This is a genomic window from Gemmatimonadetes bacterium SCN 70-22, assembly GCA_001724275.1.
Lineage (GTDB): Bacteria > Gemmatimonadota > Gemmatimonadetes > Gemmatimonadales > Gemmatimonadaceae > SCN-70-22.
The window spans coordinates 1-23295 of sequence record MEDZ01000002.1; the positions used below are offsets into that span (position 1 = coordinate 1).

Consider the following 23295-nt stretch of genomic DNA (forward strand, 5'->3'; position numbering starts at 1 on the left):
GGGCGCGTGGTCTGCACGCGCCGGGGGGTATGGGCTGCGTTCGCCCAGTCGCGAAGGGGGCCGCCAGAGGCGGGCCCGTCAATGGCAGGTGCGGGAATTTGCCTGTTCAGGCCTGCGGGAATGTGGGTGTACGTCTACACGCATCGTTGCTGGTGTGCGGCATACGCCTGGCTCACCGCGCGGAACCCCGCCACCCCCATGGGTTTCCCTGTCAGCCCCGACCTCTATCTTCATGACAACGCCCGAGCCCCTCGGACAGGGCCAACGGCGGCACGGGGGTCATACCGCGCATTCCGACGCAGGAGACCAAGAGCAGATGGCACGTGTGACAGCGACCAAACCGAAGAAACAGGCTGCGGTCCCCGCGGCCGACAACGACAAGGCAGCGCCTGCCCCGCTCCGGGTCTCCCGCATAGTCAGCCCGAACGGGCGCGGCGCGGCACGCGACAAGATCACCCTCGCCCAGCTCGAAGGCTTCCTCTTCAAGGCCGCCGACATCCTGCGCGGCAAGATGGACGCGTCGGAATTCAAAGAATTCATCTTCGGCCTCCTGTTCCTCAAGCGCCTCTCGGATGAATTCGACCGCAAGCGCGAAACGCTGCGCCGGACGGACTTCGCCCATATCAAGGACCCCGACCTTCTGAACGAACTCCTGGAGGACAAGACCTCCTACGGAGAGACCTTCTTCACTCCCGTCAGGGCGCGCTGGCACGAGCCTTGGGTCGATGCCGATGGCGAGCTCGTTCCTGCCCTGAAGGACCTGAAGCAAGACATCGGCAACATGCTCAACAAGGCGCTCGCCGCCGTCGAGGATGAAAACGACGCCCTCACGGGCGTCCTGAAGAACAACATCGATTTCAACGCCGTTAAGGGCAAAACCAAGATTCCCGACCAGAAGTGGAAGGACCTGCTCGACCACTTCAACCAGCCGCAATTCGTGCTGGTCAACGACAACTTCGAATTCCCCGACCTGCTCGGCGCCGCCTACGAGTATCTGATCAAGTACTTCGCGGATAGCGCCGGGAAGAAGGGCGGGGAATTCTACACACCCGCCGAGGTCGTGCGGCTTCTCGTGCAGCTCGTCAAGCCCCGCGCCGGGCAGGAGATCTACGACCCCACCGTCGGCTCCGGCGGCTTCCTGATCCAGAGCCACCAGTATGTCGAGGAACAGGGAGACAACGCAAACGACCTCGCGCTCTACGGCCAGGACTCGAACGGCACCGTCTGGTCGATCTGCATCATGAACATGATCCTCCACAACATCACGCGCTTCACTATCGAGAACGCCGACACGCTGGAGGACCCGCAGATTCTGGACAAAGGCGCGATACGCAAGTTCGACCGCGTCCTTGCGAATCCGCCTTTCTCGCAGAACTACAGCCGGGCGACGCTGAAATTCCCCTCGCGCTTCCGCGAATGGTGCCCGGAGACGGGCAAGAAGGCTGATCTGATGTTCGTCCAACATATGCTGGCCAGCCTCAAGCCCGACGGCCACATGGCCACGATCATGCCGCACGGCGTCCTGTTCCGCGGCGGCAAGGAAAAGCTCATCCGCGAAATCTTCATCCAGGACGACGTGATCGAGGCGATCATCAGCCTTCCCCAGGGTCTTTTCTACAACACCGGGATTCCTGCCTGCGTCCTCGTGATGAACAAGAACAAGCCCGACTCGCTGCGCGGGAAGATCCTGTTCATCAACGCCGACCGCGAATACGCCGAAGGCAAGAAGCAGAAGAAACTACGCCCCGAGGATATCGAGAAAATCGACTTCGTGTTCACGCACAAGCGCGAGATTCCGAAGTACAGCCGTCTCGTCGACGTGAAGGAAATCATCGGCGAGCACGACTACAACCTCAACATCCGCCGCTACGTCGACAACACGCCGGACCCAGAGCCGGAGGACGTGCAGGCGCACCTCATCGGCGGCGTGCCGGAGGTGGAGGTGAAGGCGCACGAACCAGACTTCGCACGGTTCGGCACTTCATCAACAACCCTCTTCGAGCCCGAACGTCCGGGCTATCTTCGCTTTCGCCCGCTGGTCGCGGCGAAAGCCGACATCCGCCGCCTCCTCGAATCCGATACGGGCGTCAGGGAAACAGTCGCACGTCACCACACGGCGCTCGAAGAATGGTGGGCGGTCGCGCGCGACGATTTCGCCAGGCTCTCCGATGGCCGGAAACTGCCCGACGTCCGTCAGGAACTCCTCACCGGGCTTAAAGCGAAGCTCGTCCCGCTTCAGGTTCTCGACGAATTCAAGAGCGCGGGCGTGTTCGTGAACTGGTGGCAGCAGATCCGCTACGACCTCAAGACCATCGTCTCCACAGGCTGGCACCACGCGCTGATCCCGGACAGCTACCTCATCGCGGCCTTCTTCCGGGCCGAGGCCGACGCGATCGCTGAGACGGAAGCGCGCATCGCCGATGCCCAGAGCGGACTGGACGAAGCCGTTGAAGCGGCGCAGGAAGTCGCCGCTTACGAGCCCGCAGAGGATGAGACGGTCACCGCTGCCGTGATCAAGAAGGCGCTCAAGGAGTTGATCGACGACTTCAAAGGCACCGCGGGCGCATCCGCGGCCAGGGAAAGAAAGGCGCTCCAGGACCAGCAGGACGCCATCACCGCCATCGAGACGCGCATCAGGGAGGCGAAGGCGAAACTAAAGGACCTGGTCGCCGAACTGGAACTCAAGCTAGAGCTCAAGCGCCACGGCGCCGATGACGTCATCGGCGAAACGCACGTACTGATCGAGCAGGCAGAGAAGCAGCTCGCCACACTCGATCCGGCCCGCAAGGGCGAGAACCGCAAGGTCACGGCACTGAAGAAGGACATTAAATCGCTGCGCATGCGTCTGACAGATGCTGACGCCTCCCTTGCTGCCATCGGCGGCAGGCTGACGGAGCCTGAGGCGAAAACGCTCATCCTCAGGAAGCTGTACGACATTGCGCATTCGCAATTGGGCCGCTACGTCGCCGCGGAGAAGCGCGTCGTTATCGCGGCGGTCGACCGCCTGCGAGACAAGTACGCGGTGTCAAGTCGCGCACTGGAGCATGCTCGCGACGAGACGTTGAAGACGCTTGACGGATTCGTGAGCGGATTGGGGTACTGCTGATGAATTCCGCTCGTCGATCCGAGACCCTTGCCACATTCGTAAGGTTGGATAAGGGCAAGCCCCCGCTGATACAGCCATACGATGGCCCAGACGCCGAATTGTATCTCACTCCAGAGTATCTTCGCGGACGATCGTCGGCTGAGTTTGTCAAGCCATCGCCAAACGCCGTCCATGTTATGGATGGCGAAACGATCGTCCTTTGGGACGGATCAAACGCGGGTGAGATCTTCAAGGCAAAGCACGGAATTCTCGCATCAACAATGACGCGCGTCCGACCTGGCACTGATTACGACGCAGAATACTTCTATTACGCGCTGAAGGGGTGGGAAGAATATCTCAAGGGACAAACCTCTGGGTCTGGTATTCCGCACGTTGATAAGGAAGTGCTGGAAAAGCTCACCATACTTGCCTGTGACAAGCGCGAGCAATCTAGCATCGCTGCAATCCTCTCGACGATTGACTCGGCGATCGAGCGGACAGAGGCGCTTATCGCCAAGCAACAGCGCATCAAAGCGGGCTTGGCGGGTGACCTCCTAACCCATGGCGTCGATGAGCAAGGACGGGTGCGCTCCAGGACGACGCAAGAGTTTCGGCAGTCGCCGATGGGCATGATTCCGGTTAGTTGGCGCTGCGAACCGCTGGCCGTATTCGTCCCGTCGGCGGAGTATGGGATTTCCTCGTCGCTTGGCGACAGCGGTCAGCCCGTACTGCGCATGAATAACCTGTCGAATGGGGAGGCCGATTTGACTGATCTCAAGTTCACGGCCGCGCCCGTGCCCGATCGCCTGTGGCTTCGGGCAGGTGATGTCTTGTTCAATCGCACGAATAGCTGGGAACACGTCGGACGGACAGGAATCTGGCGTGGCCAGCATGAGCGGACAACGTTTGCATCGTATCTCGTCCGACTCAATCCCGATAGAAGTATCCTGTCACCCGAACTGCTCAACATCTGGCTGAATTGGCCACGAACGCAAATCGCCATGCGGCGGTTCGCTACTCCTGGCGTTCAGCAGGTGAACATCAACCCTACAAATCTGAGAGCGCTTTCGGCCGCATTCCCAAACAGCCTTGAAGAGCAGGAAGTCATCGTGGAGCGCGTTCGCGCCCTTGATCATGTAAGCGCTACAAACCGAGATACCTTAGCAAAGCTTCGGGCTCTAAAGCGCGGGCTCCAACAAGATCTCCTCACCGGCCGCAGACGCGTCACGCCGCTGCTTGAAGCAGACAGAGCCCAAGAGCAGGTGGCCTGATGGCGGTAAGCGCACAAACCGCCAGGGAGATCAAGCTCGACGAACGCAACCACGTCGAGATACCGTTCCTCGAGCAGCTCCGCGCATTGGGCTGGACCGTCATCGACTGCGACAGCAAGCAGCAGCCCTCCGACACGTTCCGCGAGAGCTTCACGGAGGTCGTGATGCTCCCGGTCTTGCGGGAGCAGATCAAGGTCATCAACCCGTGGATCGAGGACGACCAGGTCGAGGAGGTGATCAAGCATCTCACGGCCAACTTCCCGGGCACCGGCCTGATCCAGAACAACCGGCATGTCCTCCAGCTCCTTCTGGAGAATAGCAGCGTCGCCGAGAACCGCAGGAGCGGCGAGAAGAGCCCCACCGTCCGCTTCATCGACTTCAAGAACCGCGACAACAACCGCTTCATCGCTGTATGCCAGTTCAAGGTGCGCATCCGCGGCACCGAGCATCACATCTATCCGGACATCGTCCTCTTCGTAAACGGCCTGCCGGTCGTGGTCGTCGAGTGCAAATCGCCCAAGGTCAAGGAGCCGATTCCCGAGGCGATCGACCAGCTCCTGCGCTATAGCGAGCAGCGCGGCGACAAGGGCGAAGGCAGCCCGGAGCTGTTCTACTACAACCAGTTCGTCGTAACAACGTGCCGGCAGGAAGCGAAGTTCGGCACGATCACGACCCATAACGAGAAGCACCTCTTCCGCTGGGCTGATCCCTACCCGCGCACGCTCAACGAGCTCGAACACGGCGCCAGCAGCCCGAACGACCAGCAGCGCCTTGTCGCCGGCATGCTCGACCGGGACAACCTGCTCGACATCATCCGCACCTTCACGCTCTTCTCGACCGACGATAAGGGCCAGCTCATCAAGATCGTCGGCCGCTACCAGCAGTTCCGCGCGGTGAAGATCGCCGTCAAGCGCCTTCAGGAGGGTAAGACGCCGCGCGATCGCAGCGGCATCGTCTGGCACACCCAGGGGTCGGGGAAGTCTCTCACGATGATGTTCATGGTCCGGGAGATGTACCGCCACCCGACGCTGGCGAGCTGGAAGGTCGTCTTCGTCACGGACCGTACGCAGCTCGAAGAGCAGCTCACCGAGACGAGCCAGAGCATCGGCTTCACGGTCAAGCTCGCGGACAGCATCAAGCGGCTAAAGGAGCTTCTCGCAACCGACTCGTCCGATCTCGTGATGGCGATGATCCACAAGTTCCGGGATGAGGAGCTTCGCGAGATTTTCCCGGAGTTGAACAGAAGCCCGAACATCCTCGTCATGACGGATGAGGCGCACCGCTCGCAATACTCCGTTCTCGGCGCAAATCTCGACAAGGCGATTCCGAACGCCTCACGGATCGGCTACACCGGCACGCCGATCGACAAGACCGAAAAGGTCTTCGGCGACTACATCGACAAGTACACGATGCGCCAGTCTATCGAGGATGGCGTGACGCGGGAGATCGTGTACGAAGGGCGGACCCACAACGCCGAAGTGCCGGACCGGGCCGGCATGGACACGGCCTTCGCGGACGTGTTCAGCGACTACAACATCCAGGAGCGACTCGAGATCCTGGGCTACGGTTCGAAGAACGCCTACCTCGAAGCCCAAGCCACGATCGACGCCAAAGCCCGGGATATGGTGGCGCATTACGTCGCCCATGTGTTCCCGAACGGGTTCAAGGCGCAGATCGTGGCGACATCGCGTGAAGCCGCCGCCAGCTACAAGGGCGCCGTCGACCGCGCGCTGACCGATGCGATCGCCGAGCTCGAAGGGGCCAACCCGCAGCGGATCGACCTCGATCGGCTGCGCAGGCTCAGGACCGACGTCGTGATCTCGGGCGGGCATAACGACCCGCTGCACCTCAAGGCCTTCACCGACTCCGGCAAGCACAAGACCACGATCAAGAGCTTCAAGCTCCCCTTCGGCGGCAAGGACGAGGGCGTCACCGGCGACATCGGCATCGTCATCGTCAACAACATGCTTCTGACCGGGTTCGACGCCCCCGTCGAACAGGTCATGTATCTGGACAAGGTCATCACTGACCACGGCCTTCTCCAGGCCATCGCGCGCGTCAACCGCGTCGCGGGCAGCGCCAAGGAGAAGGGCTACGTCGTCGACTATGTAGGCGTCGGCCATCATCTGAAGAAGGCGCTCGATAACTACGACGAGCGCGAGCAGGCGGAAATCCTCGGCAGCCTGAGCTTCCCGGAGGATGAGCTGCGCGCCCTGCGCGCGGCCGAGGCCGCGCTGATGGAATTCCTGAAAGCGCGTGGCCTGACCGATCTCACCGACCACGATGCGTTTTTCGACCTCTTCTACGACGAGGACCTGCGCTTTGAGTTCATGAAGCTGTTCAGGGAATTCACCAAAGCGCTCGATGTCGTCTTCCCGGCCAAGGAAGCGCTCGCCTTCATGGGCAGCTTTCAGGCGCTTGCCGAGGTCAACGCGCTGGCCGCGAAGCATCTGCGCGACGAGCGCCTGAGCATGAACGGAATCCCGCCCAAGCTGCGCGCGATCACGGACGCCTTTCTCGTCTCGCGCGGTGTGGACGTCAAGGTCCCGCCGATCTCAATCCTCGACGAAAGCTTTCAGGAAGAAGTGCACGAGCGCGGCCGCCCCAAGACGAAGGCCGCCGAAATCGAGCATGCTGTTCGGCACCACATCGACATCGAGCTGGATGACGACCCACACCTTCAAGCCTCGTTCGCCGAGGAGCTCAACTTCATTCTTCAAGAGTTTAGAGACAACTGGGACCGAATTCTCCAGGAACTTGAGCGGCTTCGCCGGGAGATCGTTGCGGCCAGTCGAGAGCCTACATACGGTCTCCACCGTAAGAAGCAGATGCCGATATTCCGTGTTCTTCGCTCCGAAACGTTTGGGGACGATGAGCTCAGCGACGACGCGATTTCGACTCTTGTCAACCTCACTCAGCAAATCTTCGGCGACATAGAGCGTGAGCTCCGGCTCATCGGCTTTTGGGAAAGCGCGCCGGCCCGACAGAAGCTCAAGGCGGATCTACAACGGATTCTGCTTCAGTCGGAGTTCTCGACCGTACCTGATCTTGTGGCCAACCGCACCAGGATCATCAGCCGACTTATGGAGATCGGCGAGAGGAACCATGATACGATACTGTACGCACCGTGACGGAAGTTGATTACACTGTCACGCGCTCAGCGAGGCGCCGGACGTTGACCATAACGGTCGAGCGCGACCGGACGGTCGTCGTGCGCGCGCCGGAGGGGATGGCCGATGAGGAGGTCCGGCGCCACGTCGACGAAAGACGACAGTGGATTCTGGAGAAGCTGCGCGATCCGCAGAAATACGTCGACCGCCGCCATCCGCCTGGGAAGGAGGTCGTCAACGGCGAATCCGCCCTGTACATGGGGCGCGATTACCAGATCGAGCTGACCGAAACCGGCTCCGGGAAGGTCGAATTCGACGAGCGCTTTCTTGTCCCCCGGGCGCACCAGCGCAGACGGCGGGAGGTCCTGCGGGAATGGTACAAGGAGGAAGCGCGCCAGCGGATCATACCCAGGGTCGAACAGCATGCCCGCGAGCTGGGCGTGACGTTCAGCAGCGCGCGCATCGTCGACAACCGGTACCGCTGGGGCTCCTGCACCGTCGGCGACAGCGTCACCTTCAACTGGCGGCTCATCAAGGCCCCGATGTTCGTGATCGATTACGTCATCATTCACGAACTCGCCCACCTGATCGAAGCCAATCACGCGCCGGCCTTCTGGAACATCGTCCGCGCACGCACGCCAACGATGGATAAGGCAAGAGCCTGGCTCAAGGAACACGGGCAGGTATTGGAAGAGGAGATCTAGGTGCGCCCGATCTCCTGGCTTCATATCTCCGACATCCACATGCGCCCGCGCGATGCCTGGCCGCAGCACGTCGTGACGACGGCCATGTACGAGGATATCCGCGCCAAACGCCCGGAGCGCCCCGCAGATTTCGCTCTCGTCACGGGAGACCTCGCGTTTGGTGGCAAGGCCGAGGAGTATGAGCTTGTCAGAGGCTTTCTCGACGAGCTGTCCGCAGCATCGGGCGTCCCGGCCGACCGGATCTTCTGCATACCGGGGAATCACGACATCGACCGGGACCGTCAGAGGTTCTGCTTTCAGGGCGCCCGTGCCGCTCTTCAGGACTCGGCCAGCACCGATGCCTTTCTGGGCTCTCCCGATGCCGATGATTTCCGAACGCTGATGGCGCGTCAGGAACATTATCGAAGTTTTCAGAAGTCCTACTTTGCCAACCAGGAGAGAATCCCCACGCCCGACGGCCTTGGATACGTCGCGCGCTTGATTGTCGATGGCGTTCGCATCGCCATCGTCGGACTTGACACCGCATGGCTCGCTAACGGCGGCATCGATGATCACATGAAGTTGCTGCTTGGAGAGCGCCAGCTCCTGAACGCGCTCTCCCTGGCGGTCGAGAGCGCTGATCCGCCCCACATCGTGGTGGCCATGGGCCATCACCCTCTTCATCTGCTACAGGACTTCGACCGCCGCGCCGCCCTGAGGCGCATTGAAGGCAAGTGCCATTTCTACCACTGCGGCCACCTTCATGAACCGGAGGAACGCGCTGGCGGGCAGACTCCGGGCGGCTGCGTGACCGTCGCCACTGGCGCATCGTTTGAGACGCGGCAGTCGCACAATACCTATTCATTTGTGCGCCTCGATCTTCGTCAAGCCGAGCGCACGATTGCGACGCATCGCTATAGTCCGGGCGACGGGGCGTTCAATTCAGTTGCCACCCAGCGATACCGGATCGAAGTCCAGCCAATCGCGCAGTGCGACCTCCGCGAGCTGGCGGAGGCGCTCGCCGCTTATGGCATCTCATCGCACCTGTACTACCTCGCAGCTCTCCTGCTCGACATGAAAGCCGAAGTCCCGGTGCCAACCGGGGCGAGCTATACGATGGCATCGCTTGCGGCCATGGAGGGAATCGGTGACACGGCCCTGAAGTCAGAAACGCTGGGTTTTCTGGCGTTTCGCAACGTGCTGCGCGTGCTGTATGGCCGTGAGGACCTCGCCGCCATTCTCGCGGCCCACGGCGACGCGGTAAGTACCTATGCCGCAAGACTGTCGAATCTCTGCGCAACCGACGCGAGCTTGCAGGCGCGGCTCGGCGGGCAGGAGGCAGACGCCCGGTCACTCGCCGCCGTCGGGCCGGCCGAACCGTTCTCCCACACCAAAGACCTCTGGCAGGACCTCTGCGACTCCCATGACTGGGAGATGCTGCGGGGACAGGTCGAACCGTACATAGCATCCGATGACGAGTCGCTCGCGCTCTGCGCCACGCGCATGCTCGCACTTGCGCTTGCGAACTCCGATGAAAGAGCCGACAAGGAACGCGCCATCATGCTCTACCGCTCGCTGATCGAGAGCGGGTCGCCGGAGCCGTCCGACGCGCTCAACCTCACCGAGCTTCTTATGGACATCGGCCAGCCGGACGAGGCCAAGGTCGTTGTTCTTGGCGCGATTCATCGGTGTCCGGTAAGCGCCGCTGACCGTCTGAACAGCGCGGGTCAGCTCATCGTAGCGGCGACCGGCGACAAGGAGTTTCGCAACCAACTGAGCGCAGCAATAGCGGAGAGAGGTTCACGGTGAGTGAAGAGCGCAAGACCTTTGTGCCGGGGATAGATTTTCCGAGCATCCTCACGCTGCTCTCAAAGCAGATCTATGAGACGCCTCTCGCCTTCATCCGCGAGAATGTCCAAAACGCCGTGGACGCCGTGCGCATTCAGGCGTTCCGCGAAGGCGTAGATCCCGCCGACGCGCGATACAGAATCGATATCACGGTCGAAGGCGATACAATCAAGGTGCGCGACAACGGCACCGGCATGTCCGCCGAAGACCTGAAACGGTTCTTCTGGAGCATGGGTGCCAGCGGAAAGCGCACGGCGGAAGCAATCGCAGCAGGTTGCGTCGGCATGTTCGGCATCGGCGGCTTTGCGAATTTCGGAGTATGCCACACGCTGGAAGTGATTTCACAGATCGAAGGCTCGTCCGAAGGGACGCTGACGCGGCTATCACAGGCGGATATCGAAGCATCTCAAGGTCGAATCCCCCCTGTTACCCTCGAAACATCCGATCTCGCAGGGCCGCGCGGGACGCTTGTCGTCGGGCATCTTCGAAGCGCGCCGAATCTCGACGACCTGCGGCGCTACCTCCGCGATTTCGTCAAATTCGTTCCATCCGCGGTGTTCTTCGGCACGGAGAAGCTCTCTCAGAACTCCTTCTCCGACATCGAGGACCGCAGCAACCTTACGCAGATCGGCGGACCCGAGGCCCAGGACTGGCAGGGCAAGAATCTCGTCGTTACAGGACGCCTGTATGAGGACCGTGGACATACCCTCGTCGCGGCGATTGATGGACTCACGGTCTCGGGCGAGGCTATCAACATGACCGGCCACATCCGCTTCGAGAATGGCGCGTTTGATGTTTTCAAGCGCGGTTTCAAGCTCTGTGCGACCACAATAGCTACCAACATCGGCGTGTCGGGGCGTCTGGATTGCGACAAGTTCATCCCCACGGCCGGCCGGGATTCCCTGGACGCCGAGACGACAAGCCTCCTGAACCGCATTACCCAGACGCTTGAGGCGGTTGCCGTTGACGAGATCCTGAGCGACCCGGAGCGGATCGGCCAGTACACCAGACTCTTCCGCTACATCAACCAGCACGGCCTTGTGAGCAAGCTCGGGAACGTCAAGGTCCGCCTTGCCGATGGCGCCGAGAGTACCCTTGGCGCCATCCGGCGCCGTGCGGAACAAGGGGGCGTAAGCGTGTTCTTCGGCGTCGCGCAGAAGCAGGCTCTCAACCAGATCATGCAGGCGAGAGGGCATCTTGTGGTCCTGCTCTCAGCCGATCGCCATCGTCAGCAGGCCGAACGCCAGTACCTTGAGCAATTCTGCCGCGCCAAGCCGTTCGACGGCATGATCGACTGCCGGGAGACTTACACGGACCTGACCCGCTTCGAGAAGGTTTTCTTGAGCGAACTCGAACTCAGCATCTCGAAGGCCTACGAGGTGAAGAACTTCCGGCTCGTACCAGGAAAGCTCACCGAGGACATCCCGGTCTTCGTCAAGGAGTACAGCGGCAACCAGTCCCCCGACATTTTCGTTGACGTGCGGCATGATGAAATCGCCAAGCTGGAAGCTTTGGGATACACGCAAGTTCTCTACTCCCTGATTGCCACCTTCTGCCGCGAATATCTCGGACCATCGCTCAAGAAATGGAGCCCGCGTTTCTTTGGTGACGGCGCGCTCAATCTTGAACTTCTCGCGAAGCGGCGCTCAGAGCTGTGGGTGCTGCTGAAGGACGATATCGGTATCGTGCGCAAGCCGGTCCAGCGCCAGGTCGTCAGGCGCTCGGATGTACAGGTCGTCAATGTTGGAGGCGGCCAGGCGCAAGCCGAACCACCGGCTGGCAAACCGATGCCACGACTCCTGCGCATCGTCGATGACGAATCGACAACGAACCTTGCGGGCTTCTACATCAGATTGCCTGACAGCGCCTTTCATGCCTACGGTGATCTGCTCCCGGAGTGCGAGAGCCGCGGCGTGGTCTGGGCTGGCAACAAGATCCTCTACGTCGCCTCGGACACGGTGAGCGCTGCGTTTCAGTACGAGATCCGGCTTGACGAAGTGGTTGCCACCGATGTCAACGGCGTTACTCGCGGCGAAGGCGCAGAAGCCCTGGATCGGCCGCTACAGCAGATGTATAACGGCCTGTACTTCCCGATTCCGGCCACGCTCGAACGCTTCCTCGTTCCGCGCGGGGACGAAGAAATACGGCTGGAGTTGCATTGCGACTGGATTGACATGCGAACCGCGAAGCACTGGCAGCCCAGGGACTCGGCAGCGTAGCAGGCTGACGGCAGGTCAAGAACCATCACGCTCCCAGACCAGCCGGCTGATCGCCTTGAACTTGGTCACGCTGAGCGCGCCGCGTTCGTTGCGAGCTTTCGACCCGCGCGCGGAAAGTGCCGCGAGCACGGCCTCGCGGTCCGCTTCGTAGATCGCAAACGCGTCGAACTCCTCATTGAGCAACACCATCAGCACGGCGTCGAATTCCTTCGCCGTATCGATCCGGCCCAGGCGCTGGCCCGGCTTGCAGCCCGGCAGCATGCAGCGGCCCTTGATCTGAAAACGCCTGCCGCCCTTGCCGACGCCATCGTAACCCGCGTGACGCGCGGGTGTGAGCGCAACACCCAGCAGCCGCGCCGCCTCATTCCTCGCTGCGGCGAGTGGGGCACAGACACAGCCTGCCCCTTCGCAGGGCCGCGCGACGGCGCCCAAACCGCATGTCGAGTTCGAGGTCGCCCTGCCGTCCACGCGCGTCGCCGACTCTCCGGCAACTCCGCGCCCCTCCAACCAGTTCGCGGTCCCCTTCGCTGATCAGTACACGGCCACGCGCCTCCGACCTGTGCGCAAGCGCAGAGTCCCGCGGCGGCTACCCCGCCCGGCCCCCGGCCGATCACAGTCGCTGGCACCGAAGGCTCCGGGCACCGTGAACCCTGAGGCTAGCTGCCCGCCGCACCACCCTGCATTGTTTCCCAACCCACGCCCCCATCCTCGCCGCCGCAAGCGCCCACCACGTCAACGCCCCCCATGAACCCCAAGGCCGCCCTCATTGCCGCCCTCATCGCCGTCGGCATCTGGTTCCTCGCCGCCGCCTGGCGCGCGATGACCCGGCATCGCCAGGCCGGTGGCGCGGTCGCTCCCACGGTTCCCCTGCTGGCCGTGGGCTTCGGCACCAACTTCTTCGACACGCTAGGCATTGGATCGTTTGCCACCACCACCGCGGCCGTGCGGCATTGGCGATTGATGGCGGACGAACTGCTCCCCGGCACGCTGAACCTCGGGCACACGATCCCGGTCATCCTGCAGGCCATCATCTACACGCGCATCGTCCCGGTCGATCCGGTCACCCTCGTCCTCATGATCGCCTCGGCGGTGGTCGGGTCGTATCTCGGGGCCGGAGTGGTCTCCGGGTGGTCGCGGCGCGGCGTCCAGCTCGGGATGGGCGGCGCGCTCGTTGCCGCTGCGCTGCTCATGCTCCTCTCGCAGCTGAACCGGCTCCCCGGTGGCGGCGAGCTGCTCCGCGTCGAAGGAACGCATCTAGGCGTCGCCATGGCAGCCCTCTACATGCTCGGCGCCATGCGCTTCGCTCGCGCCGACTAGTTGGACTGCCGCGGCGCGATTGCCGAACGCGGCGTGGTCGAGAGGGCGCCGTTTCACCAGCACGTCGATGGAGTCGATCCGCGCCCGACCGTTCATCCTCCCGCAACGCCGACCACGCTGACGTTCCGCACCAGGAGGTCGGCATCGCTGGCGACCCTCGCTGCCGATTTCAGCGGGAGCTGACGTTACTCCGCTACCTTCCGCGGCCGTAGCTTTGGGTATGCCCATCCCTCTCCCTGGCGCCGTCGCCGGCGCCCCGCGCACCTGGCTCCGGCTCGAGGGCCTGGCCGTCCTCGCCCTCGCGGTCCTCCTCTACCACCTCGGGGGGCACTCGTGGCTCCTCTTCGCGGCACTGTTCTTCGCGCCGGACCTGAGCTTCGCCTTCTACCTCGCGGGGCCCCGCATCGGCGCCGTCGCCTACAACCTCGCCCACAGCTACGTCGGTCCGGTGGCGGCCGCCGCGTTGGCCATCCTCACCGGGCGCCCGCCGGTGGTGGCGCTGCTGTGGGCGGCGCACATCGGCTTCGACCGCGCGCTCGGCTACGGGCTCAAGTACCCGAGCGGCTTCGCCGATACGCACCTCGACCGGATCGGGCGCCGGGGGGAGGCGGGCGCACCGGCGAATTAGTGTGGCGCCGCCGCTGGAGAGTGGGCTAGCGTATGACTCGGACTCGACTCGGCCTTCGCCGTGTGATCAGTGCCCGGGTCGATAGTCACACTGGGCGCCGACGGCAGCGCCGAGCGCGCCGATGCTGAGTGTGTGAAGGGCGGCAGCAAGATCTGGCGTTGGGCCATCATCCTCACCCTCCATCTCCACTCATGCCGCTACTCGCCTGGCTCCTCTCCGCCGCCCTGTGCACTCCACCTCTCTCGGCGCTACCCTGCACCTGCGTGCCGGCCACGCCGCCGAGCAGTCGCGCCGCCGCCCTGGAGCTCGCCGCCAGCTTTGACGCCGTGTTCGAGGGACGCGTCCTCAGCGTGACGACGGTGCCCGACTCGCAGGCCATGAGCGACGGTCAGGCGTTCCACCGCTGGTCCGAGGACCGCGCGCTCATCGCGGTGACGCGACGCTGGAAAGGGGCGCCCACTGATACCGTGCGTGTGCACTCGGCGGCCCAGACCACGATGTGTGGGTTCGGCTTCGAGGCCGGTGCCCGGGTGTTGATGTTCGCCACCTTGGACTCTCTCCACACCTTGACCACGTCGAAGTGCACGCCCTCCATCGTGTGGGGTGCGGAGGCGGAGCGTCTCGCACGCCTCCTGGGACGCCCTCAGTCGCGCCGCTGAGGTCCGAGAGCGGCGGTACTAGCCCGCCCGAATGGGACAGTGCGCTGCCGATCGCCCCTTGTCGCCTCGGCTGTCGGTCAACCTTGACGCAGGGCGAGCCGGCGTGGGTTGCAGGGACGGCACTCGTTGGTTCGCCTTGGGTATCACGTGCATCACTTCAGGGAGGACAGGATGCGGACGTGGCTGGCTGAGATGCGGAGTGGAGTGGTAGCAGGCCTGACGGCTGCTGTCGTTTTGGCCACGGGGACGACGTTGAGCGAGCGGCTCACGCACGATGGAGCTGCGCCCAGCACACCAGTGGCATCCGTCGGCTGGCGTCCGCCGGCTCTGGTGGATCCGGTCGCGGCGGCCCAGGGCGCCGCACGCCGCGGTGACCGGATGCTGCTCGCGGTGAAGGTCGGTGATTCGCTCAGCGTCCCCGGAGTGTCGTCCGAGGAGCAGCGGCGCGCAGCGAGCGATCCGGTCCGTGCCCTCACGCCACGATCGGTGGGGCTGTTCGGTGACGACTGGATGGCGTTCGTGCAAGACGCCATTCCCTACGCCGCCGCCTACAATGCCGTGCTCCTCGTGACCCCATCGACCAGCTCCCCGGCGTCGTAGCGGTCGGCGGCGTGACTCATTCCCGACCTCGTATGCCGCCCCACATCGGTTGCAGCAGACGGGCACGTTCGACGGGACGGCTCGCCCTTGCCCTGGTACCGTGGCTCTGCGCAGCGTGCGCGCGCGCACCATCGGCTGCGGCACGAGTGAATCCCGCCTGCGCGGACCCGCACGATCCGCCCGGTACCGTTTCCATCGACTCTGCGACGGCGGGACCCGGCGCTCTGGTGCTGCACTTCTACCGCACTGCCACGGGCGCCCCACTCGGTCACGTCACGTTCGGCTCACGCGACGACGCACTCGGCGGTACCGCTGACTCGCTTGGATACCTCCGCATCACGGTACCACGCGCGGGGCGCCTCCCGCTCCGCTCGATGCGGCTCGGCTACCGTCCGCGCGTGGACTCGATCGCCGTCGCAGCAGACTCGGTGCTATGGCTTCGCATCGGCATGGCCCGCAGCTTCGTCGACGCCCGGCGCTGCCTGGGCGACTTCACCGTAAGCTCCCTACCGACGCACTCCTGGTGATGCGCACGCCCGCCCTCTCCCTCGCGGCCGCTCGCACCACCCAGCGCCAACCCAGACTGAACCGTCCCTGGATTGCCCGGCGCCCCGTGTCCTGAGTCGCAATCGCCCCCCCGGTGCGTCCCGCCGGCCCTCCCGGCGGGACGCCCGGCCACGTCACTTCACCTGCCCGCGGATCTCGCCCGGCGGATACTGGACCGTGTGCACGTTCGCGTACGCGTTGCCCGCCTCTATGGCCGCGATCAGCCCGGCGACGCCCTGGCCTGCCAGCGGGCCGACGACGCCGGCGTCGGTGAGCACCCCCTCGGCCAGCACCCCGTTGAACCGGCCGGGAATGAGCTGGGCGGGCGGTGCAGCGGGGTACAGCCAGGCGACGACGGGGCCAGGGACTCCCGGAGGCGCGAGGTGAATATGCGCCTGCGTGATGTCCACGGCGCCGGCGACGAGCAGCCGATAGTGGAGACTGCCGTCGTTGTCCCGCCGCAGCACGAGCTGCCCCTGGGCGAGTGAGGGGCGAGGCGGCGTCTCGTTCTCGCCCTTCATGTGGGTGCCGAAATTGCCGCCGGCATGGTCCGCTCCGTAACTGAAGACGGGGACCGACAGGGCGGTCGGCGGGCTGGCCTTCTCCGCGCAGGCCGCCAGGGCGGCGAGGGCTGCCAGGGTGACCATGGCGCCGGGAAGGCGCCGGGGGCGTGAAACGCGCATGGGATCTCCTCGTCCTTGCCGGGGCGAGGCGGCGCCCTCGTTCGAGTGGAGCGCCTCGCCCACGTGTCCATCGCGGCCGACAGCCAGCCTACCGGCCACCGGGGCTGGTGCTTGCTGCGGCCGTGCGTGGCATGTAGGGTGCAACGGTGGCATCGCGCCCCTCTCGCGGAAGTCTCGCAGATCTCTCGAACCGGTCCGTGCTGACGCTCAGCCTTCTGGGAACTGCGTCGATCCGCGATGCCGACGGCGGCGGGGTGGCCGGTCGCGCGGCCCAGGGCCCGCGCCTGGCGCTGCTGGCGTACCTCGCGATGGCCCGGGACCGCCCTGTCTCGCGCGACAAGCTCATCGCGCTGCTCTGGCCGGATGCCCGCCCCGAGCGCGCTCGCCCGCAGCTCTCGGACACGCTCTACATCATCAGGACCGGGTTGGGCGAGGGGACGGTCCGGTCCCTGGACGACTCCCTGACGCTGGGCCAAGGGGTGTCGTGCGACGTGACGGAGTTCGAGGCGCTGCTCGACGCGGGCGCCCTCGAGCGCGCGGTGGAGACGTACGCAGGTCCGCTGCTGGACGGGTTCCACCTGGCGGATGCGCCGGCCTTCGAGGATTGGATGGCGGCCGAGCGACATCGGCTGGCGCGCCGCTACGCGGCGGCGCTCGAAGCGCTGGCCAGACGATGCGAGGAAGGCGGGGAGCTGGCCCCCGCCGCCGCGTGGTGGCGCCGCCTCGCCGCCCACGATCCCTTCAACGGCCACGTCGCATTGCGGCTGATGCAGGCGCTGGACGCCGCCGGCGATCGGGCGGGGGCGTTGCAGCATGCGCGCATCCATGCGACGCTGCTCCGTGAGGAGTTCGACGCCGAGCCGGATGCGGACGTGCTGGCGCTTGCGGAGCGGCTGCGGCTCGGGCCCCAGGTCCGAGTGGCGACGGAACCTCGGGCCCGCCCGGCGCCCGAACCGCGGGAGGGCGTCGCTCAGGCGCCAGCCGAGACGCCGACCGGCTCGCTCCCCGAGGCGGCGGCCACGCCGCCGAGTGAGCGGCGCGCCCGCGGAAGGTGGGGCGCTGCCGCCGCGATGCTCATCGTGCTGGCGGGAGCCGTCGCCTACGGGACTCGCCCGCCGCCCCGCCAAGCCGCAGCGGCACCCGCCCGCTCCGCCCGGTCGATCGGCGTCCTGCCGTTCGTCAACATGAGCGCGGATTCGGCCGACCGGTACTTCAGCGACGGCCTGACCGAGCAGATCATCACGGCGCTGAGCGGCGTCGCCGAGTTGCGCGTGGCGGCGCGCACCTCGTCCTTCGCCCTCCGCAATCGCGGGATGGACGCGCGCGCGATCGGCCACGCGCTCGGCGTCGAGTCGGTGCTGGAAGGGAGCGTGCGAAAGGCCGGCGATCGGGTGCGGGTGACGGCGCAGCTGATCGACGCCAGCACGGGCTACCACATCTGGTCGGAGCAGTTCGACGAAGCGGTGGCGGACGTGTTCACCGTGCAGGACGGCATCGCGCAGGCGATCGCCAGATCATTCCAACTGGGGTTCTCGCCGCGGGAGCGCCCGACCCCGAGCATCGAGGCGTACGACCTCTATCTCCGCGGACTGTACCTGCGCAACACGCTGTCCGGCGAGGGGCTACGCACCGCGCTGGAGCTGTTCGATCGGGCGAGCACGGTGGAACCGTCCTTCGCGCTGGCGTGGGCGGGAAAGGCCAGCGCGATCGGCCCGCTCCTCTACTTCCGGCACATGCCGGCCGAGACGGGGGTCCCGGCGCTGCGCCGCGCGACCACGCGCGCGCTGGAGCTCGATCCTCGCCTGGGCGAGGCGCACGCGTCCCTGGGCATGCTCCGGCTCTTCTTCGAATGGGACTGGAAGGGCGCGGAGCGCTCGCTCCGCCGCGCCGTCCAGCTCAATCCGAACGATCCGCACGCCTGGCACCATCTCGCGAACTACCATCGGGTGATGGGGGAGGTGGCCGAAGCCATCGCCGCACGCCGGCGATCGTTGCAGCTGGACCCGTTGAACCCGCGCACGCACATCACGCTCGGGAAGGACTACTCGGTGGCCGGGAACGACTCCGCCGCGCTGTGGCATTTCCGGCGCGCGAGCCAGCTCGACCCGCTCAATCCGCTGGGCCTGGGACTCGGCCCCTCGCTGCCGATGGGTCCGGCAGAGCTCCTCCTGCGGCGCGGTCACGAGGGCGAAGGCGTCACGGAGTACCTCAGGATCGCCGCGCTCCGCGGCGCCACGACGGCCGAGCTGGAATCCCTCCGCTCCGGGCACTCGTCGGCCGGCATGCCCGGCTTCTGGCGGGCATGGCTGGCGATGGACCTGCGCCAGTCGGGGGCGTCGCCGGACCCGCTGCGCATCGCGTCCACCTGGGCGATGATCGGCGACACGGCGAGGACGTTCGAGTGGCTCGACAAGGCCTATGCCGAGCGCAACCCGGGACTCATCTACCTCGCGTCCGACCCGTCGTTCCGGAGTGTCCGCACGCACCCGCGCTTCCGGCGCATCCTGCGGGAGATGGGGCTGGAGCGCTGAGGCGGAGATCAGTTCGCCGCTCCCGCCAACGCCCCACCCTTCCCCCACGTATCCCGAGCGCCCCCCCGCGCTCCACACCCCCGTCACACGCCTTATCCCGATGTCCCGCCGCCGCTTCGCCCTCGCCGCCGCCCTTGCCGTCGGCACCTCCCTGGCCGCCTCGCCCGCCGCTGCCCGTGCCCAGCACCACGGCGGCCACGGCGCGCAAATCACCGTCCCCGCCGGCGCCAACTACACGGTGGCCGACGTGGAGTTCATGCAGGGGATGATCGCCCACCACGCGCAGGCCATCCACATGTCGCGCATGGCGGAGTCGCACGACGCCAATCCGCGGGTCCTGCGACTCGCCAACAAGATCGACCAATCGCAGGTGGCCGAGATCCGCATCATGCAGGAGTGGCTCCGCGCCAACGGCCAGATGGCGCCTGACACGTCATCGTGGCGCACCATGACCATGGCCGGGATGCTCACGACGGCGCAGCTGGCGGAGCTCGACGCGGCCCGCGGCGTGGAGTTCGACCGCCTCTTCCTCTCCTACATGATCATGCACCACGAGGGAGCGCTGCAGATGGTCAAGGACCTCTTCGCCGCGCCGCGCGCGGGCCAGGAAGTGGACGTGAACGTCTTCGCCAACGACGTGGTCACGGTGCAGACCGCCGAGATCGGCGCCATGCGCCAGCTCCTGTCACAGCTTCCCGCACAGTAAGCTCCACCGCACTTCCCCTCATCATTAGGAGTCCCCCTCGATGTCCAACGCACGACGGGCGCTCGCGCTGGCCGCGACGCTCCTCCTCCCGTCGCTCGTCCCCTCCCTCGCCACCGCGCAGACCTACCCCAGCAAGACGGACCCGCGCAACAACCTCAAGCCGGGCAAGACCGACGCGGGGGTCGCGGCGAAGAACATGCGCCTGGTCTCCAACACGCCGAAGGCGCCGGGGCTGGACTCCACGCGCGGCCTCACCTTCGCCAACTCGGACCTGGCATTCGGCGACAAGTACGTGTACCAGGGGAACTTTGCCGGCTTCACCATCTGGGACGTGAGCAACCCCGCCACCCCCAAGGTGGTCTCGACGGTCCAGTGCATCACCTCGCAGGGCGACCCGTCCATCTACGGCTCGCTCCTCTTCATTTCCGCCGAGGGCGCGGGGAACCGCAACGACTGCGGCAAGGGAGGCGTCACCGACCCCAAGGATCACATGGCGGGGGTCCGCATCTACGACGTCGCCAACCCGGCGGCGCCGCGCCTGGTGAAGAACGTGCAGACGTGCAAGGGATCGCACACGCACACCATCATCCCGCACCCCAAGGACAAGAACGTCATCTACATCTACGTCTCCGGGAGCCAGGGGGCGCGCCCGGCAACGGAGATCCCCGGGTGCAAGGAAGGCACGGACCCGGCCGACGAGACCAACTCGCTCTTCCGACTGGACGTCATCAAGGTGGACCTCCGTCACCCCGAGAAGGCCGAGGTGGTGACCGGGGCGCGCATCTTCACGGGGCTCGACGCGGCGCCGCGCGCCACGGGGCGCCCCGAGCGTGGCCGCCCCGCGCCGGCCGGCGCGCCGATGCCCACCGGGCCGCGCAACTGCCACGACGTCACGGCCTATCCGGCGGCCAAGCTCCTGGCCGGGGCCTGCGGGAGCTACGGGCTCCTGGTCGACATCTCCAACCCGGAAAGGCCGGTGCGCGTGGACGCCAAGGCCGACACGAACTTCTCGCTCTGGCACACCGCGGTCTTCAGCAACGACGGCAAGAAGGTGGTCTTCACCGACGAGTGGGGGGGCGGCACGTCGCCGATGTGCCAGGCCAACTCGATGATGGAGATGGGGGGGAACACGATCCTCAGCATCGACGGCAAGAAGAAGTACACGCAGCACGCCTACTACAAGATCCCCACCGCGCAGACGGCCGAGGAGAACTGCGTCTCGCACAATGGCGGGCTGATCCCCGTCCCCGGGCGTGACATCATGGTGCAGGGGTGGTACCAGGGCGGGGTGAGCGTGATGGACTTCACGGACTCCAACAACCCGAAGGAGCTGGCCTACTTCGACCGCGGCCCCATCGACAACCCGCCGGGGGTCGACGTCCCGGTCACGCAGCCACCACCGGGGCAGCGCGGATTCCGCAGCACGATCGGCGGTTCGTGGGGCGCCTACTACTGGAACGGGCTGATCTACTCGTCGGAGATGGACCGCGGCTTCGACATTCTCGAGTTGGAGCCGAGCGACCAGCTGTCGAAGAACGAGATCGAGGCGGCCAAGCTGGTGCGCTTCACCCAGTACAACCCGCAGAGCCAGCCGCGCATCGAGTGGCCGGCGGCCTTCCCGGTGGTGCGGTCGTACCTGGACCAGCTGGTGCGCGGCAACGGGCTGGCCGCGGAGCGCACCTCAGCGATTGCGACGGCGCTCGACGCGGCCGAGGCGCAGCAGGGGAAGGGGCGGCGCGATGCGCTGAATGCCCTGGCCAAGCAGGTGGACAAGGACGTGGCCGGGGCGAAGGATGCCGAGCGGGTGAAGGCGATGTCGGCGGCGATCAAGGCGCTGGCGAAGGCGACCAACTAGTCGCGCATCGTACCAAGGCGAGCGCGCCGGGCTGCGAGAGGGCAGCCCGGCGCCCCTCACGCGGCGCGCCACGCCGCGGCGCCCTGCCCTGCCTAACGCACCAGCACCCGACCGCGCAGCACCACGGCGCGGATGCGCGTCGTGTTCCGGATGTCGCCGAGCGGGTTGGCGTCGAGGAGGACGATATCGGCCACGCGTCCCGGGGCCACCGCGCCGTGCGTGTGCTCGCGCCGCATCTCGCGCGCGGGGTTGGTGGTGGCGGCCGCGAGCGCCGCGGCCGGGGTGAGTCCGGCCTCCACCAGGCGTTGCAGCTCGCGGTGGATGACCGGGAGCGCGGTGGTGTCGCGCTCCACGAAGCCGTCGGTCCCGGCCAGGATCGGAACCCCCATGGCCTGCGCCCGCACGGTGAGCTGCGCCCCCCACTTGGCCACGACCGGGGGGACATCCGGGCGCGAGAAGACCCAGAGGGTGGGCTCGAGGTACGTCCCGTGCGCCTTCATCGCCGCCAGGACGGCGGTGAGCTCGGGGCCGTCGGCGCGGACCGTGGCGTAGGGGCCGTCGCGCCGCTTCCACGAGTCCTCGGGGCGCACCTCGGCGGCGCCCTGCCAGGAGAGGTAGGGGGCGTGGGTGAGGACGTCGACCCCGGCCGCCGCCAGTTGCAACGGCCGCGCGGGGAAGACCGTCCCGTGCGCCACCACCCGCATTCCCTGGCGATGCGCCTCGGCCGTCAGGCGCGCCGCGAGGGCGCTGTCGATCATCGCGTACAGCTTCAGCACCTCGGCGCCGGAGCCGCGCGCCGCCGCCACGGCGGTCGGGATGTCGCTCTCCGCGGTCACCGCCTGCGCCCACGGCGCCTTGCCGACCGGGAAGCCGTCGCTGGCCCCGATGAAGCGCGGATCGACGAAGAAGTCGGGGCCGGCCATCACCGAGGCATAGGCGATCTCGGGGGCGACGATCTCCCTGGCGCGCGAGGCGCGCGCGTACTCGCCGGCGACGCGGTTGTCTCCCGCCATGGCTTGCACCATCGTGACGCCGCCGCGGGCCCCGCGCTCGAGCGCCGCCGTCATCCCCTGCACGAGGTGCACGTGATGGTCCACGAGCCCCGGGATGGCGAAGGCCCCGCGCGCGTTCACGTACTCGTCGACCGAATCCGGAGGCATCGCGCTCACCGACTCCACGGCCACGATGCTGTCGCCACGAATGACGATCCGCCGCATCGCGGTCACGCGCTTGGCGTCGATGTCGATGACGCTGACGGAGTCGAGGACGACGACGCGCGGGCGCGGCGCGGCGCGCCCCGCATCCTGCGCGAGCGCAGTGGCGGTCGGGCACCACAGCGCCATCGTCATCAGGAGTGCGGGAAGGGTGCAGCGCGACGGCGCGCGGTGGGGCGGCGGGAGGGTCGACATCGGGTGCCGGACAGGCGTGGGGTGGGGACTGGTGGAATTGGCGAGGGGGCGGGACCGGGCGCAAGGCGGGGGCCGGGCGTATGCACTCCGCCTCGTGAAGGAGTATCGTACGGCATCGAGCATGTGTGCGACGGCGCCTCCGCGC

17 protein-coding genes are annotated in these 23295 nt (G+C 65.9%); 14 read left to right on the forward strand and 3 right to left on the reverse strand.

Annotated elements, in window-relative coordinates; genetic code table 11:
• Nucleotides 1-412: 412 nt before the first annotated feature.
• From ABS52_00135 to ABS52_00155, 5 genes are all read left to right on the forward strand, one after another.
• Entirely contained in the window at nucleotides 413-3106 is a 2694-nt protein-coding gene (locus ABS52_00135) for a type I restriction-modification system subunit M (GenBank protein ID ODT05389.1), read from the forward strand.
• Nucleotides 3107-4355: 1249 nt separating this feature from the next.
• Nucleotides 4356-7487 (forward strand): restriction endonuclease subunit R, encoded by a 3132-nt coding sequence (locus ABS52_00140; GenBank protein ODT05156.1) that lies wholly within the window; start codon nucleotides 4356-4358, stop codon nucleotides 7485-7487.
• Nucleotides 7484-8170: a zinc metalloprotease gene (locus ABS52_00145; GenBank protein ID ODT05157.1), complete on the forward strand. Its 687-nt coding sequence runs from the start codon at nucleotides 7484-7486 to the stop codon at nucleotides 8168-8170. Before ABS52_00140 ends, ABS52_00145 begins: the two co-directional genes overlap by 4 nt.
• Nucleotides 8171-9958: a hypothetical protein gene (locus ABS52_00150; GenBank protein ID ODT05158.1), complete on the forward strand. Its 1788-nt coding sequence runs from the start codon at nucleotides 8171-8173 to the stop codon at nucleotides 9956-9958.
• Nucleotides 9955-12216, forward strand: a complete 2262-nt coding sequence (locus ABS52_00155; protein ODT05159.1) for a hypothetical protein — start codon at nucleotides 9955-9957, stop codon at nucleotides 12214-12216. Before ABS52_00150 ends, ABS52_00155 begins: the two co-directional genes overlap by 4 nt.
• A 15-nt stretch (nucleotides 12217-12231) precedes the next feature.
• Here the strand turns inward: ABS52_00155 and ABS52_00160 are convergent, their stop codons facing one another.
• The gene (locus tag ABS52_00160; GenBank protein ODT05160.1) at nucleotides 12232-12477 is read right to left on the reverse strand and encodes a hypothetical protein; all 246 of its coding nucleotides are present in this window, start codon (nucleotides 12475-12477) and stop codon (nucleotides 12232-12234) included.
• 483 nt (nucleotides 12478-12960) lie between these two features.
• Between ABS52_00160 and ABS52_00165 the strand changes: the two genes are divergently transcribed.
• From ABS52_00165 to ABS52_00190, 6 genes are all read left to right on the forward strand, one after another.
• Nucleotides 12961-13533 (forward strand): hypothetical protein, encoded by a 573-nt coding sequence (locus tag ABS52_00165; GenBank protein ID ODT05161.1) that lies wholly within the window; start codon nucleotides 12961-12963, stop codon nucleotides 13531-13533.
• Nucleotides 13534-13716, forward strand: coding sequence for a hypothetical protein (locus ABS52_00170; GenBank protein ID ODT05162.1), 183 nt, complete (start codon nucleotides 13534-13536; stop codon nucleotides 13714-13716).
• Nucleotides 13717-13753: 37 nt separating this feature from the next.
• Complete coding sequence (locus ABS52_00175) at nucleotides 13754-14161, forward strand: hypothetical protein (protein ODT05163.1); 408 nt, start codon at nucleotides 13754-13756, stop codon at nucleotides 14159-14161.
• Nucleotides 14162-14352: 191 nt separating this feature from the next.
• A complete protein-coding gene (locus tag ABS52_00180; GenBank protein ID ODT05164.1) occupies nucleotides 14353-14820 on the forward strand; it encodes a hypothetical protein in 468 nt (155 codons plus the stop codon).
• A gap of 378 nt (nucleotides 14821-15198) precedes the next feature.
• Complete coding sequence (locus ABS52_00185; protein ODT05165.1) at nucleotides 15199-15420, forward strand: hypothetical protein; 222 nt, start codon at nucleotides 15199-15201, stop codon at nucleotides 15418-15420.
• A 227-nt stretch (nucleotides 15421-15647) separates the two neighbouring features.
• Nucleotides 15648-15947, forward strand: a complete 300-nt coding sequence (locus ABS52_00190) for a hypothetical protein (GenBank protein ODT05166.1) — start codon at nucleotides 15648-15650, stop codon at nucleotides 15945-15947.
• Nucleotides 15948-16100: 153 nt separating this feature from the next.
• Here the strand turns inward: ABS52_00190 and ABS52_00195 are convergent, their stop codons facing one another.
• Nucleotides 16101-16487 (reverse strand): hypothetical protein, encoded by a 387-nt coding sequence (locus ABS52_00195; GenBank protein ID ODT05390.1) that lies wholly within the window; start codon nucleotides 16485-16487, stop codon nucleotides 16101-16103.
• Between the two features lie 359 nt (nucleotides 16488-16846).
• On the opposite strand from ABS52_00195, the gene ABS52_00200 reads away from it, so the two are divergent.
• The 3 genes from ABS52_00200 (at nucleotide 16847) to ABS52_00210 (ending at nucleotide 21741) form a co-directional block, all read left to right on the forward strand.
• A complete protein-coding gene (locus ABS52_00200) occupies nucleotides 16847-19180 on the forward strand; it encodes a hypothetical protein (protein ID ODT05167.1) in 2334 nt (777 codons plus the stop codon).
• Nucleotides 19181-19280: 100 nt separating this feature from the next.
• The gene (locus ABS52_00205) at nucleotides 19281-19886 is read left to right on the forward strand and encodes a hypothetical protein (protein ODT05168.1); all 606 of its coding nucleotides are present in this window, start codon (nucleotides 19281-19283) and stop codon (nucleotides 19884-19886) included.
• Nucleotides 19887-19926: 40 nt separating this feature from the next.
• Nucleotides 19927-21741, forward strand: a complete 1815-nt coding sequence (locus ABS52_00210; protein ODT05169.1) for a hypothetical protein — start codon at nucleotides 19927-19929, stop codon at nucleotides 21739-21741.
• Between the two features lie 92 nt (nucleotides 21742-21833).
• Here the strand turns inward: ABS52_00210 and ABS52_00215 are convergent, their stop codons facing one another.
• Nucleotides 21834-23150, reverse strand: a complete 1317-nt coding sequence (locus tag ABS52_00215; protein ID ODT05170.1) for a hypothetical protein — start codon at nucleotides 23148-23150, stop codon at nucleotides 21834-21836.
• Between the last annotated feature and the right edge of the window lie 145 nt (nucleotides 23151-23295).

Excerpts from the sequence above, each read along its gene's own strand:
- ABS52_00140 (ODT05156.1), top strand. The coding sequence starts at position 4,356 with ATGGCGGTAAGCGCACAAACCGCCAGGGAGATCAAGCTCGACGAACGC.
- ABS52_00160 (ODT05160.1), bottom strand. The coding sequence starts at position 12,477 with ATGCTGCCGGGCTGCAAGCCGGGCCAGCGCCTGGGCCGGATCGATACG.
- ABS52_00165 (ODT05161.1), top strand. The coding sequence starts at position 12,961 with ATGAACCCCAAGGCCGCCCTCATTGCCGCCCTCATCGCCGTCGGCATC.
- ABS52_00175 (ODT05163.1), top strand. The coding sequence starts at position 13,754 with ATGCCCATCCCTCTCCCTGGCGCCGTCGCCGGCGCCCCGCGCACCTGG.
- ABS52_00180 (ODT05164.1), top strand. The coding sequence starts at position 14,353 with ATGCCGCTACTCGCCTGGCTCCTCTCCGCCGCCCTGTGCACTCCACCT.
- ABS52_00185 (ODT05165.1), top strand. The coding sequence starts at position 15,199 with ATGCTGCTCGCGGTGAAGGTCGGTGATTCGCTCAGCGTCCCCGGAGTG.
- ABS52_00195 (ODT05390.1), bottom strand. The coding sequence starts at position 16,487 with ATGAAGGGCGAGAACGAGACGCCGCCTCGCCCCTCACTCGCCCAGGGG.
- ABS52_00205 (ODT05168.1), top strand. The coding sequence starts at position 19,281 with ATGTCCCGCCGCCGCTTCGCCCTCGCCGCCGCCCTTGCCGTCGGCACC.
- ABS52_00210 (ODT05169.1), top strand. The coding sequence starts at position 19,927 with ATGTCCAACGCACGACGGGCGCTCGCGCTGGCCGCGACGCTCCTCCTC.
- ABS52_00215 (ODT05170.1), bottom strand. The coding sequence starts at position 23,150 with ATGTCGACCCTCCCGCCGCCCCACCGCGCGCCGTCGCGCTGCACCCTT.